13 protein-coding genes and 1 riboswitch are annotated in these 12918 nt (G+C 70.5%); of the genes, 6 read left to right on the forward strand and 7 right to left on the reverse strand.

What is annotated here, in order from left to right; all coding sequences use genetic code 11:
* Positions 1–3 precede the first annotated feature (3 nt).
* Positions 4–1122, forward strand: a complete 1119-nt coding sequence (locus ACT1U9_RS00535; RefSeq protein ID WP_444536358.1) for a sulfite oxidase — start codon at positions 4–6, stop codon at positions 1120–1122.
* Positions 1123–1128: 6 nt separating this feature from the next.
* Here the strand turns inward: ACT1U9_RS00535 and ACT1U9_RS00540 are convergent, their stop codons facing one another.
* On the reverse strand, positions 1129–1794 hold the full coding sequence (locus ACT1U9_RS00540; RefSeq protein ID WP_444536359.1) for a DUF4232 domain-containing protein: 666 nt from the start codon (positions 1792–1794) through the stop codon (positions 1129–1131).
* 188 nt (positions 1795–1982) lie between these two features.
* Positions 1983–3254 carry a helix-turn-helix domain-containing protein gene (locus tag ACT1U9_RS00545; RefSeq protein WP_444536360.1) on the reverse strand — a complete coding sequence of 424 codons (1272 nt, stop codon included), beginning with the start codon at positions 3252–3254 and terminating at the stop codon, positions 1983–1985.
* A gap of 564 nt (positions 3255–3818) precedes the next feature.
* Between ACT1U9_RS00545 and ACT1U9_RS00550 the strand changes: the two genes are divergently transcribed.
* From ACT1U9_RS00550 to ACT1U9_RS00565, 4 genes are all read left to right on the forward strand, one after another.
* Entirely contained in the window at positions 3819–4868 is a 1050-nt protein-coding gene (locus ACT1U9_RS00550; RefSeq protein WP_444536361.1) for an NAD(P)H-dependent flavin oxidoreductase, read from the forward strand.
* A 103-nt stretch (positions 4869–4971) separates the two neighbouring features.
* The gene (locus tag ACT1U9_RS00555) at positions 4972–5907 is read left to right on the forward strand and encodes an ABC transporter ATP-binding protein (protein WP_444536362.1); all 936 of its coding nucleotides are present in this window, start codon (positions 4972–4974) and stop codon (positions 5905–5907) included.
* Positions 5904–6884, forward strand: coding sequence for an ABC transporter permease (locus ACT1U9_RS00560; RefSeq protein WP_444536363.1), 981 nt, complete (start codon positions 5904–5906; stop codon positions 6882–6884). The genes ACT1U9_RS00555 and ACT1U9_RS00560 overlap by 4 nt, the downstream gene beginning before the upstream one ends.
* Before the next feature lie 12 nt (positions 6885–6896).
* The gene (locus tag ACT1U9_RS00565) at positions 6897–7307 is read left to right on the forward strand and encodes a GntR family transcriptional regulator (RefSeq protein ID WP_444536364.1); all 411 of its coding nucleotides are present in this window, start codon (positions 6897–6899) and stop codon (positions 7305–7307) included.
* A gap of 34 nt (positions 7308–7341) precedes the next feature.
* Here ACT1U9_RS00565 and ACT1U9_RS00570 read toward each other — a convergent pair whose 3' ends face one another.
* The gene (locus ACT1U9_RS00570; protein WP_444536365.1) at positions 7342–8868 is read right to left on the reverse strand and encodes a DEAD/DEAH box helicase; all 1527 of its coding nucleotides are present in this window, start codon (positions 8866–8868) and stop codon (positions 7342–7344) included.
* A 259-nt stretch (positions 8869–9127) separates the two neighbouring features.
* The gene (locus tag ACT1U9_RS00575) at positions 9128–9331 is read right to left on the reverse strand and encodes a cold-shock protein (protein WP_142215547.1); all 204 of its coding nucleotides are present in this window, start codon (positions 9329–9331) and stop codon (positions 9128–9130) included.
* A gap of 366 nt (positions 9332–9697) precedes the next feature.
* Here ACT1U9_RS00575 and ACT1U9_RS00580 point away from each other — a divergent pair, with 366 nt between their 5' ends.
* Complete coding sequence (locus tag ACT1U9_RS00580; protein ID WP_444536366.1) at positions 9698–10342, forward strand: beta-glucanase; 645 nt, start codon at positions 9698–9700, stop codon at positions 10340–10342.
* Positions 10343–10408: 66 nt separating this feature from the next.
* Here the strand turns inward: ACT1U9_RS00580 and ACT1U9_RS00585 are convergent, their stop codons facing one another.
* From ACT1U9_RS00585 to ACT1U9_RS00595, 3 genes are all read right to left on the reverse strand, one after another.
* A complete protein-coding gene (locus tag ACT1U9_RS00585; protein WP_444536367.1) occupies positions 10409–10705 on the reverse strand; it encodes a metal-sensitive transcriptional regulator in 297 nt (98 codons plus the stop codon).
* A gap of 73 nt (positions 10706–10778) precedes the next feature.
* Positions 10779–11591, reverse strand: a complete 813-nt coding sequence (locus ACT1U9_RS00590; RefSeq protein ID WP_444536368.1) for a transglycosylase SLT domain-containing protein — start codon at positions 11589–11591, stop codon at positions 10779–10781.
* A gap of 4 nt (positions 11592–11595) precedes the next feature.
* Positions 11596–11779: riboswitch (cyclic di-AMP (ydaO/yuaA leader) on the reverse strand.
* A 339-nt stretch (positions 11780–12118) separates the two neighbouring features.
* Positions 12119–12793 carry a class I SAM-dependent methyltransferase gene (locus ACT1U9_RS00595; protein ID WP_444536369.1) on the reverse strand — a complete coding sequence of 225 codons (675 nt, stop codon included), beginning with the start codon at positions 12791–12793 and terminating at the stop codon, positions 12119–12121.
* Between the last annotated feature and the right edge of the window lie 125 nt (positions 12794–12918).

Raw genomic sequence — 12918 nt, forward strand, 5'->3', positions numbered from 1 at the left:
GACATGAACGGCCGCATCGGTGACATCAGTCCACCGGGGCGTCTCGCCGGGCCCGCCGAGGGCATCAGCCCCGAGGAACTCGCGCTCGCCACCCGCAACCACGGGCTGCCCCTCGAAGCCCTGCGCTACGACCTCACACCGCCCGGGCTGCACTACGTACTGGTCCACTACGACATCCCGGACTGCGGCGCGGACGGCTGGGAACTCACCGTGCGCGGCCGGGTGCGCACCGCGCTGACCCTGGATCTCGCGGCTCTGCGGTCCTTCCCGCCCGTCACCCACCGGGTCACCATGGAGTGCGCGGGCAACGGCCGAGCCCGGCTCAGCCCCCGGCCGGTGAGTCAGCCGTGGCTGGTCGAGGCGGTGGGGACGGCGGAGTGGACGGGGGTGCCGCTGCGTACGCTGTTCAACGAGGCCGGGGTCGGGCCGGACGCCGTCGAGGCCGTGTTCACCGGCGCCGACCACGGCGTCGAGCGCGGTGTGGAGCAGGACTACCGGCGCAGCCTGCCACTGGACGACGCTCTGGCGAGCAACCCCGAGGTGCTGGTGGCGTACGCGATGAACGGCGCACCCCTGCCGCCCCAACACGGCCATCCACTGCGGCTGGTGGTGCCCGGGTGGTACGGCATGGCGCACGTGAAGTGGCTGCGCGACATCGAGCTCACGGACACCCCGTACACCGGATTCCAGCAGCAAGTGGCCTACCGCTTCCGGCAGTCGGCCGACGAGGCGGGTGAGCCGGTCACCCGGATCGCCCCGCGCGCGCTCATGATCCCGCCCGGTTTCCCCGACTTCATGACCCGCGCCCGGGTCGTACGCCCAGGACCGGTGCGCCTGGAGGGCCGCGCCTGGTCGGGCCGCGCCCCGGTCACCAAAGTAGAGGTGAGTACGGACGACGGGCGCGGTTGGTACGGGGCCGAACTCGCCCCGCCCGACGGGCACGACTGGGCCTGGCGGCGGTGGCACGCGCCGTGGACGGCCACCCCCGGCGACCATGTCCTCAGCGCCCGCGCCACCGACGCCGCGGGCAACACCCAGCCGCTCACCCAGCCCTGGAACCGGGGTGGTTTCGCCAACAACCTCGTCCAGCGGATCGCGGTGTACTGCCCGGCTGAGGGGTGAGCGGGCTCAGGCCGGCTTCGTGCTCGACAGCGCGGTGACCGTGACGGTGTTGTCGCACTCGGCGAACACCCCGTCGTCCATGGCGGTCTGATGCGCACCCGCACCGGGCACACCGATCACCATGGTGGGGTACGAGTACGGCGTCGACCCGGACTTGCAGTAGCCGTCGCCCTCGCCCTGGACCTGCACGAAGGTGAGCTTCGTCCAGGCCTGCGCACCGGGGGCGAGCACGACCGTGGACGCCGTGCCGGTGTGGTGCACGGTCAGGGGGACGTTCTTGCCCGGCGCGCCGTTGCCCGCGCCCGCCACCGTCACGTAACCCTTCACCGAGCAGGGGTGGGCGGAGGTGTTCACGACACCGACGACCGCCGCGCCCGTCCCCGTACCCGACGGGCGCTTCGCCGCCTGGTGGGCCGGGGTGACCTTCACGTCCTTGATGGTGCAGTGCGCGGCGGTGTGCTTGGACGGGGTGCCGCTGCCCGTGGACGCGGGAGTCTTCGCGGAGGGCGCCGTGGGGTCCGGCATATTCTTGGCGCTCGGCACGGTGGACGCACCGTTGCCGGAACCAGTCCCGCCCCCGTTGCCGCTCGGGTCGCAGCCGACCACCAGCACACCGGCCACCACGGCCACCGCCGCCACCATCACCGCGTGACGCCCGCTCTTGCTCTGCATGATCTCCCCCATGGGTACGGCCAGTACGTCCGGCACTCGCCGCTCAACACACCACGGGCCCCCGGTCGGTTCACGTGTACGCGCCGCTGTGGCGCGACAGTTACACGAACGGCACAGTGTCACCTCGCACCCCGTCCACGAGGACCGACGGGGATCCGGCCCTCGCGGACGTACGCGATCGGTGCGTTCTACCGCAAGGCCACCGCCAGCGCGCCCCACTGGGCCGTGGTCCTGCCGGTGGCCGCGCACGCGCGGTCCTGCGGGGCGATGCGGTACGCGGTCGACAGCCGGTAGGAGGACAGTCGGAGCACGGGCAGCGCGCTCCAGTCGCCCATGAACGTCGGCGCGGTACCGCTGTTGGTGCCCACCGCCGCCACCAGGAGATCCCCGGGGGCGCAGTCGAGCTTGACGTAGTTGGTGCTGAAGGACGCCCCGCCGGCTTCCCCGTGGCTCTCGGCGTGGCCGACCACCTCACTGACGCCACGGAACTCGTCCACCGCGACGTGGTACTTGCTGGCGTGCGGATACACCACCCGGATCGTGTCGGCCGTGGTGAGCGGATGGACGCGGAAGCCCACGAACACCATGGTCCGGTGGCGCCGCGCGTCGGTCACGTCGCCCGCGAGGCGGAACTCGTCCCCCTTGGTGTCCGTCACCTCGACCCGGCCCGGGCACGTACTGGTCAGCATGACGCTGACGACGAGCGCGTCCCCGGCCCGTACCGGCGTGGTGATCGGCAGGTCCACATCGGTGTCGTCGAGGATCTGCGCGTCCGAGGCGGGGCGCGCCACCCAGGCGGGGCGCTGCTTCGGCGGGTTGGGCACGGCGTCGCCCTGCGTCGGCTTCGGCGGCAGCGGTTCGGAGATCTGACCGCCCAGGCCGGGCGAACAGGTCGCCGCCGCCACCGCGGCGGCCGACGTGCGGTCCGAACTCTTCGACGCGCCGGTTATCCCGAAGACCACAGCCGCCCCGACGCCCACGCCGAGGGCGAGGAGGCCCGCCTGCGCGATCAGCCGACGCCTCGGACCGAACCGGGCGCGTGGTGCCTCGGGAACATCGGCCGTCTCCACCGTGGCTTCCGCGTCCGGGTCCTGTTTCTGGCCGTGCCCCTGCGGCTTGTCGCGCGCCGGGTGCTCGATCAGGGTCACGATCTGCTCCGCACCGGCCTCCGCACCCGCTTCCGCCGTCGCTTCCCGTGTCGAGGTGAGCCGGATCCGCGTCCAGGTGTCCTTCCACCGCCCCAGCTCGCCCTCCGCCACGCCGAACGCCCGCAGCAGCGCCAACACCCGGTCCCAGGGCGGAAGTGACGGGCGTTCCCCGTTGAGCGCATGGGCGATGGTCGTCCTCGGCAAGCCGCTGCGCCGCTGCAACTCCCGCAGGGACAGGCTCTCCACCACTTTGATGACCCGGAGCGCCTGGACGAACTCCCCCACCGTGGTGAGCGCCCCCGGATCGGGCATCCCACCGTCGTCCCGTCGCGATCTGTCCCATTCCACGCCGGACATGACTCCCCCATATCTCCGTGGCCCACGGCCGCAACGACCGCAGGGCGGCCGGAATCGTACGACGAACACGTGTACGGACGATATGGATCCCTCGGCCATCAACCCGTCCTCCGACCCCGCTCAGGGGATGGCCACATGCCTCATTCGGATACGTGCGCCACGGCGACCAAGCCGTCCAAAGCCGTCCCAGATCGGCCAAACTCCTTGTCAGCGGCGCTAGTTCGGCTCACGAGACCGACCGCGTTCCGTGATCCATGCTCCGGCCGGCTCTCATCCCGTGAGAGGGCCCCGCCAGGTCGCCTCCCCGCGTGGCACGAGGGTTTTGCTTCGTACGGCCGAAGAATGCGTCTGGCCGGAAGGACACCGGGGCCGCCGGTGCGGGGTGCCGGTCCGTCACGGTCCGCCTTCGCACGCCCTCAGTGGCCGAAATCCGCCCCGTCGACGCTGCCGTGGCCCCGGCCACCACGGGCATGATCGATCCGTCCGACGACGCAACCCCCGACCCTACGGAGGACGACCGTGCCGTTCCAGCCCGACCACCTGACCATCCCCCTCGTGCAGGCCCCCATGGCGGGCGGCGCCTCCACGCCCGAACTGGCCGCCGCCGTGAGCGAGGCAGGCGGTCTCGGCTTCCTCGCCGCCGGATACCGCACCGCGCAGGGCATGCGCGAACAGCGGGACAAAGCAAGGGAGTTGACGTCCCGCCCCTTCGGGATCAACCTCTTCGTGCCGGGCCCGCCCGCTCCGAGCGCCGCCGACGCCATGGCCGCCTATCGAGAGGAACTGCTGCCCGAGGCAGCCGCGTACGGCATCGAGCTGCCCGTCCCCACCGACGAGGCCGATGACGACGAGTGGGACGCGAAGCTCGACGTGCTGGTACATGAGCCTGTTCCGGTCGTCTCCTTCACCTTCGGGCTGCCCACGCCGTACGCGGTCGAGGCCCTGCACCGGGTTGGTAGCTATCTCATCGGGACAGTCACCACGGTGGCCGAGGCCGTGGCCGCCGAGGCGTGCGGGGTGGACGCGCTGTGCGTACAGGGTCCGCTGGCCGGCGGGCACCGGGGAACGCACGACGCCGACGACCGGCCCGAGGAGGTGCCGCTGCTCGATCTGCTGGCGGCCGTCCGCGAGCGGGTGCGGATCCCGCTGATCGCGGCGGGTGGGCTCGGCACCGGTGAGGACATCGCCGCCGTGCTGCGGGCCGGTGCCGTCGCGGCGCAACTCGGCACGGTGTATCTGCGGGCGGACGAATCCGGCGCCTCGCGTACGCACCAGGACGCACTCATCGACCCGCGCTTCGCCGAAACGGTCGTCACCCGGGCGTTCTCCGGACGGCCCGCGCGCGGTCTGCGCAACCAGTTCATCGACGCCCACGACGCCACCGCCCCCAGCGCGTATCCGCAGGTCCATCACCTGACCCGGGGTCTGCGCGCGGCGGCCGCCAAGAGCGGGGACGCGGAGCGGCTGCACCTGTGGGCAGGCGAGCGCTACCGCCTGGCCCGTTCCGCTCCGGCCGCCGACATCACCCGCGACCTGTGGGAGCGGACGCGCGCGGCACTGGCGAGCTGAGCCGCTTGCGCAACCCCTTCTTCGTTTGACACGTCGTCGACTCGAAGACCATGATTCCACTAGTCAACTAGTGGAATCATGGAAGGGGGAAAGCGTGCGAGGCATGACCGCTCCTGGCGCGGCCGATACCCAGTGGGCCCTGGAGGCCCGTGGGCTGGGGAAGAAATACCGTCGGGGCTGGGCGCTTAAGGATTGCTCTTTCCGGATTCCGGCCGGGCGCATCTGCGGCCTGGTCGGGCCCAACGGCGCCGGCAAGAGCACCCTCCTCAGCCTGGCCACCCGGCTCACCGAGCCGACCACCGGCGAGCTGCGGATCTTCGGCGTCCCGGCCGACTCGCCCGAGGCGCTGCCCCGTTACGCCTATCTCGGCCAGGACAAACCGCTGTTCAAGCGGTTCACGGTGGCCGAGACCCTGCGGCTCGGCCAGGAGCTCAACCCGGGCTGGGACCGGGCGGCGGCCGAGCGGATCGTGCGCGGCGGACAGATCCCCGTGGACGCCCGCGTCGGCAGCCTCTCGGGCGGTCAGCGCACCCGCGTCGCGTTCGCGCTCGCCTTCGGGAAGCGGCCCGATCTGCTGCTCCTGGACGAGCCGATGGCCGATCTCGACCCGCTCGCCCGCGACGAGATGAGCTCGCTGCTCATGGCCGAGGCCGCCGAGCGCGGCACCACGGTCCTGATGTCCTCCCATCTGCTCAGCGAGCTTGAGCACATGTGCGACTACCTCCTGGTCCTCGCCGGTGGCCGCATCCGTATGGCCGGTGAGACGGACGAACTGGTGCCGATGCACACCCTGGTCACCGGCGTCACCGAGGACGGCCGACTGCCCGCCGCCCTGGCCACCCACACCGCGATCGAAGTCCGCACCGCTGGACGGCAGTTCACGGCCATGGTCCGCCATGAAGGGCGGCTGGCCGGCGACTGGCAGCTCTCCGAACCCGGTATGGAAGAAGTGCTGCTCGCCTACCTCCGCAACCCCGAGGCACCCGCGCTGCTGTCCCCGGCCGCCGCTCCCCGCCACCGAGAGGACTACGCCGCATGAGCACGCTCACCCGCCCCGCCGTCGACCGGACGGATGCCCCCGCCAAGCCCCGCAGGCTGCGCGGACTGGCCTGGCTCATGGCCCGCCAGCACCGGGTGCCGCTGCTCTTCTGTATCGCGGCGACCGTGCTCGGCTCGCTCTGGATCGCGTACGAGCGCGGCACGATGCTCGACAACATGCACGCGGCCGGGTGGCCGGGCACGTCCGTCGACGCCATCGACCCGGCTCTGCGCGAGCGCACCGGGAACACCTTCAACGACATCACCGGGTATGTGTCCGCTCTGCCGCTGCTGCTCGGCGTCTTCCTGGCCGCCCCGCTCGTCGCCGCCGACCAGGAGCAGGGCACCGCGCGTCTGGTGACCACCCAGTCGGTGCCCCGGATGCGCTGGCTGCGCTGGAAGCTGGGTTTCGCCTTCGGGCTCGCCGCGGTGACGACCGGTGTGCTCGGCGCCATGCTGACCTGGTACTGGCGCGCGGCCCACCCGTTCATCTCCGCCGACTGGTACACCGGTCCGGTGCTGACCACCACCGGCCCCATGCTGGTCGCGACGGCGTTCTTCACCATGGCGCTCGGCCTCGCCGTCGGAGCCCTGGTGCGCCGGGTGGTGACCGCGATGACCCTGACGTTCTTCGGCTCGTACGCCTTCGCGGTCCTCTTCGACTACGTCAAGCCCCACCTCGCCACCCCGCGCCGGATCGCGTTCCCGCTCCACGCCGACCCGCCGGTGCCCACCGACGTGGCCCAGATCGACCAGTGGGTCGGCACCGCGTCCGGCAAGCTCTACGGGTACGGCACCTGTGTCAACGCGGACGCGGACACCTGCCGCGCCCAGAAGGGCATCGTCAACTCCGTCTGGGAGTACTTCGGTTACGACCAGATGGCGACCCTGCAGTGGACCGCGGCCGCCGTCCTGTTGATGGCGAGCGCGGTGCTCGTCGCCCTCGTCCTGTGGCGGACCCGCCGCCGGGCGCTCTGAGGACGCGGCACCGTGGTCGTCTTCCGCATCGAACGCCGCAGCGGCCTGCCCGCGTATCTGCAGATCGTGCATCAGGTGGAGCAGGCGCTGCGCATGGGGGCACTGACCGAGGGCGACAAGCTGCCCACCGCGGCGCAGGTCGCCGCCACCACGAAGGTCAACCCCAACACCACCCTCAAGGCCTACCGGGAGCTGGAGCGCTCCGGCCTGGTCGAAGTGCGTCAGGGCGCGGGCACGTTCATCACCCGCTCCCTGGCCACCCCGCAGACCGCGCCGGAGTCACCGCTGCGGGCCGGGCTCGGGGAGTGGATGCGCCAGGCCAAGGAGCAGGGGCTGACCGAGCACGAGGTCACGACGTTGTTCGACGCCCTGCTCGGCGAGACCTACCCGACGGCCCCGCCGACGCACACCCCCACCCCCTGAGCGGCCCCCGGCGTTCGGCGTGACGCTCACAGCGCTACGCCGAGCGCCGGACCCGGGCCGCCTTGCGCGCCTCGGCGAGCTGCTGGGCCTCGGTGGTACGGCGCGAGCCGCCCGAGCGGCCCGGCGTGGTGCCCATGCCCCGGAACGGGGCGCCGCCGCGCTTGGGGCGATCAGTGAGAGGCGCCGCGCCCCCGATGGGGACACCCGAAGGCTTCTTGGCGCCGGTGATACGGCTCAGCTCGGCCTCGCCCGAGCGGACCTGGGTGACCTGCGGCCGGATACCGGCGTCGGACATCAGGCGGCTCATCTCCCGGCGCTGGTTGGGCAGCACCAGCGTCACCACGCTGCCGGACTCACCGGCGCGGGCGGTACGGCCGCCGCGGTGCAGATAGTCCTTGTGGTCGGTCGGCGGATCCACGTTGACGACCAGGTCGAGGTTGTCCACGTGGATGCCCCGGGCCGCGACATTGGTCGCCACCAGTGTGGTGACGTGCCCGTCCTTGAACTGGGCCAGGGTGCGCGTGCGCTGCGGCTGGGACTTCCCGCCGTGCAGCGCGGCCGCCCGTACACCGCTGCTCATCAGATGCTTGGTGAACTGGTCGACGGCGTGCTTGGTGTCCAGGAACATGATCACCCGGCCCTCGCGGGCGGCGATCTCGGTGGCCGTGGCGTACTTGTCGGCGCTGTGCACCTGGAGCACGTGGTGCTCCATCGTCGTGACGGCCGCGGCCGACGGGTCGACGGAGTGGACCACCGGGTCGTGGAGGTACCTGCGGACCAGCAGGTCCACGTTGCGGTCGAGCGTGGCCGAGAACAGCATCCGCTGACCGTCGGGACGCACCAGGTCGAGCAGCTCGGTGACCTGCGGCATGAAGCCCATGTCGGCCATCTGGTCGGCCTCGTCGAGGACGGTGATGTTCACCCGGTCCAACTTGCAGTCACGGCGCTCGACGAGGTCCTTCAGGCGCCCGGGCGTCGCGACGACGACCTCGGCGCCGGAGCGCAGCGCACCGGCCTGGCGGCCGATCGACATACCGCCGACGACCGTGGCCACGCGCAGCTTCAGGCAGCGGGCGTACGGCGTGAGCGCGTCGGTGACCTGCTGGGCCAGCTCCCGGGTGGGGACGAGGACCAGGGCCAGCGGCTGCTTGGAATCGGCGCGCTTTCCTGCCGTACGGGCGAGGAGCGCCAGGCCGAAGGCGAGGGTCTTGCCGGATCCGGTGCGTCCCCGGCCTAGTACGTCGCGACCGGCGAGCGAGTTCGGCAGCGTGGCGGCCTGGATCGGGAACGGGGTGTCCACGCCGAGGTCGGTGAGCGTCTTCACGAGCTCGGCCGGCATGTCCAGCTCGGCGAACGTCTCGACGGCGGGCAGCGCGGGGGTGAGGGTGTCGGGCGCCGCGAACTCACCCTGCGGGGCGGTCGTACGACGGCCACGGCCACCGGGGGCACCGGAGCGCCCGGAGGCTTGCGGACGGAAGCGCGCGCCCCGGTCGGAACCGGCCGGGCCACCGCCCTTGCGGGCGCCGAAGGAACGGTCATTCGTGCGAGCTGAACGGTTCAAAGGAGAACCTTCCTCGATATGGCACGTATCGAGGAATTCGCGACCGGAACAACGGCCTGGGAATCGCAAGAACGAGCCGAAAGAAAAAACGAATACGAGGCCGGAGCCGGGAACGGAGCCCGGGTCGGCGTCATGTGATCCGTGCAGTGTGCGAGGCGCCGTTCACGGCGCGGCGGGCACGGTCCCGCAGACAGCAACGAGCTGGGGCCCGTACACAAGGTGCGGGCCCCAGCTGCGTCAAATCTGAGCGTCAAACGCGTCAGGCGGGGACGATGTTCTCCGCCTGCGGGCCCTTCTGGCCCTGCGTGACGTCGAAGTTCACCTTCTGGCCTTCCTGGAGCTCACGGAAGCCGGAGGTGGCGATGTTCGAGTAGTGGGCGAACACGTCCGGGCCGCCACCCTCCTGCTCGATGAAGCCGAAGCCCTTTTCCGCGTTGAACCACTTCACGGTGCCAGTAGCCATGTCATATCTCCTTCGGGGCAGTGCCCAGAGGTCCACACTGTGCGGACCCCGGCGTCGCCGTGATGATTGCCCCGTCCGGAAAAGCACCGGAAATACAAAAGTGCCCGACGGAAGAAGACCGTCAAGGCACTTGAAGTTTTTGGGAACCACAACTGCAACTGGATCAACAGTAGCACGGCAGGGTCGCCCCGTACAGCAAATGCTCAATTTTCACCTGGAGCACCATGGAACTTCGCCGCCCATTGCCCAAGTTTTCGAACGGTGACATCACATATTTGCTTACGTAAAGCACACCGCAGGGGGTGCTCGGCGGGCCTGGGCGCCGCTTCGTGCCGGAGCGTGCCCGGTTCGTGCCAGAGTGTGGCCGTGCTCTTCACCGCCGACTTCGCTTCGCCCGCACAGTGGGTCGCGGGCCGCTCCTGGGCGTATCCGGACGGCGGTCCGGTCAACCCCGGCGACGACAAGCTGGACCACCTGGTCGCCGACCCCTCCTACAGCCGCACCGGAACCTTCCGGGCACGGCGCCGCCCCGAGGGGACGTGGAGTACGGGACTGCTGACCACGGAAGGCGGCGACGAGGACTTCATGGTGTGCGCCGGGGACGTACTCGACGCACGCGTACGGCTCCCGCAGGAGCTGGGGGCGTGGCCCGCGATCTGGACCTGGCGGGACGGCGGCCAGGAGATCGACGTGTTCGAGTACCACCCGGACAACCCGGATCTGCTGGAGCTGTCCAACCACGTCAGAGGCGCGCACCACTACCACCGCGACCCGGCCGTCCGCCCCGGCGGCCTCGTCGACCTACGGGTGGAGTTCGGCGCGGGGTCGGTCACCTGGTGGGTGAACGGTGCGGCTGTCTTCTCCGATCAGCGCGGAGTGGGCCGGCACTGGCGGGCCCACCTCATCGTCAACCTGTCGGTCTGCGCGGGCCGTTACCACCCACCGCCACAACCCGGCGTATCGGAGATGTCGTTCGAGGTGCCGATGCTGCGGGTGCATCGCGAACAGTGACAACTCGCCGTGATGTCACGGCACTTCGCCGAAGCGGACCGGGCCGACCGCTGCGCCCCCTCCCCGTCAGGCGAGCGCGAGGAAGAGGCGTTCGAGTTCGGCCTCGGTCATCGGCGGGGTCTCGCCGTCCGCCGCCGCCATGCACTGGCGCATACCGCTGGCCACGATCTTGAATCCCGCGCGGTCGAGCGCGCGGGACACGGCGGCGAGCTGCGTGACGACGTCCTTGCAGTCGCGCCCGGCCTCGATCATGGCGATGACACCGGCGAGCTGCCCCTGGGCACGGCGCAGCCGGTTCAGTACGGCGGTGGTGGCTTCCTCGTCGACGGTCCTGGCCATGGGCGGTCCTTCCTCGCTGCGCATCCGTGCCAGCGTACCCCGGGGGGTATCGCCCCGACGAAGTGGCGAGGAAGGTGACCTGTTGCCCGGGGTCCGGTCAGTAGGCGCCGTTCACGTTGTCGATCGACCCGTAGTGGCTCGCCGCGTAGTTGCACGCGGCGGTGATGTTGGCGACGGGGTCGTAGCTGTCCGTCGACGTGCCGGGCACGTGGTAAGCCTGGAAGGTGGGGTCGATGACCTGGAGGAGGCCCTTGGACGGGATTCCGGCGGCGGCGTTGGAGTCCCAGTTGTTGATGGCCAGCGGGTTGCCCGACGACTCGCGCATGACGTTGCGGTAGATACCGTCGTAGCTGCCGGGGATACCGTGCTGGGCCATGATGTCCAGCGACTGCCGGATCCACCCGTCGAGGTTGTTCGCGTACGACGTCGTCTTCGCGACGGCGGCGGTGGCCTGGGTGAGGGTGGTCGAGCGCGCGGAGCGGTCGGCGCGGGTGGTGGTGGCCGCGCGGTCGGCGGTGGCCGAGGTCTGGGCCTGCTTGCCGATCGTGAGCGTGAGGCCGGGGTGGATCATGGTCGGGTCGCCGCCGATGGCCTGGCGGTTGTCCTGGTAGAGCGCCTTCCAGCCGCCGCTCACATCGAGGTCGTGGGCGATCTTGGCGAGCGAGTCACCGGCGACGACCGAGTAGCTGGTGGGGGCGCTCTTCGCCACGGCCTTCACCACGGCCGGCTTGGCGGCCGCGAGGACCGACGCCTTCATCGTGGGGGCGGAGTACGTCACGGCGGGTGCGGCACCGGCGGTGGTCGCACCCATCACGGGGATGACGAGCGCGGCGCCCCCCGTACCGGCGGCGGCGAGGCCACGGGTAAGGGAGTTGGACTTGGGTCGGCGGTGCTTACCCTTTGCGGCCATGGCGAATTCCTCTCCTTCGCCTGCGAGGTGAGCTGTCGGGTTCGGGCAGGAGATGCCCGGCCGCGGCGCACGCGGCTTGACCCCGAGCCGTTCCGGAAACCGGACCGGCGGCCTACTTGGGTCCCCCGCTCCTGCCATTCGTGTGTGGGAGGTATCCGGACGGCGGCAGGATTCGGCGGTCCATCCGGATTTAGCCGTGACCGTAAGCGAATAGGTCCGGGAGAAACAAGGACCGAATTCACCGCGCCATATCAGATAAAGATCCACTGCAAGACAGGCGCCCCGCACGCGCCCGACCGGAATCCTCAACTCGCCTTCGCCGCAAAGGGAATTGGTCGGCCGCCGACCTTGGGCCTGCGACCGACCACGTGACCCACTTCACTTTCCCGGGCCGAAAACAACGCCCCGGCAAGCGGCACGTAAATGCCGCCTAATTTACGTATTCACCCGCAGTGGCATCATTAGCGAAATAAGCAAGAAAGTGACCCTGAAGGATCATTTCGGACATTACGCAGCCATGCGCGCGGCTACAGCGGGCGCCGGGCCTTCAGCAGCCAGGACGGCAGGTCGATCCGGGTGGTGACCTCGGCGCCCAGCTCGGAGGCCATCTCCGTGACGGCGATCTGCCCGACGATGGTGCCTTCCTCGATCGACAGCACGTCCCAGCCCGCCGCCGTGAACTCGCCGTGCAGCTCGTCCTTGGTGGCCCGGTGCGGGCCGATGCCCTTGACGACCTCGACGAAGTCGGGGACGCGCTCGGAGAACGTGAGGATGTGCGCGACGCCGCCCGGCCGCGCCATCCGGTACAGCTCACGGATGTAGCGCCCGCGCTCCGGCTCCTCCAGCGCGTGCAGCAGGGCGCAGTCCAGCATGGTGTCGAACTCGGCGTCGTAACCCTCCACGGCCGACAGGTCCGCCACGCCGAACTCGACGTCCACGCCCTGGTCGGCCGCCTTGCGGCGGCCCGACTCGACGGCCGTCGGCGAGAAGTCGAGCGCCACCACGTCAAGGTCCTGACGTGCCAGGTAGAGGGCCAGGCTGCCGGTCCCGCACCCCGCGTCGAGAACCCGCCCCTTGACATCCCCGGCCTCGACGATGCGGACGAACTCGGGCTGCGGCTCGCCGATGTCCCACGGCGGCAGCGCGAACGCGCCCTCGCCCCGGTACACGGCCTCGAAGCTCTCTGCGGCAGTGATGGTCATCAAGTGCGCCTTTCGTCATCGTCATCGCACAGGCCCCCGTGGCCGACCTCGGCCCAGGCCCCGCTCAAGCACGTCCCAAGTGCCTCGGGCTAGTGGCCCGTTGATCGACAACATATGACACGGGC

Source organism: Streptomyces sp. BR1 (assembly GCF_052373795.1).
GTDB lineage: Bacteria > Actinomycetota > Actinomycetes > Streptomycetales > Streptomycetaceae > Streptomyces.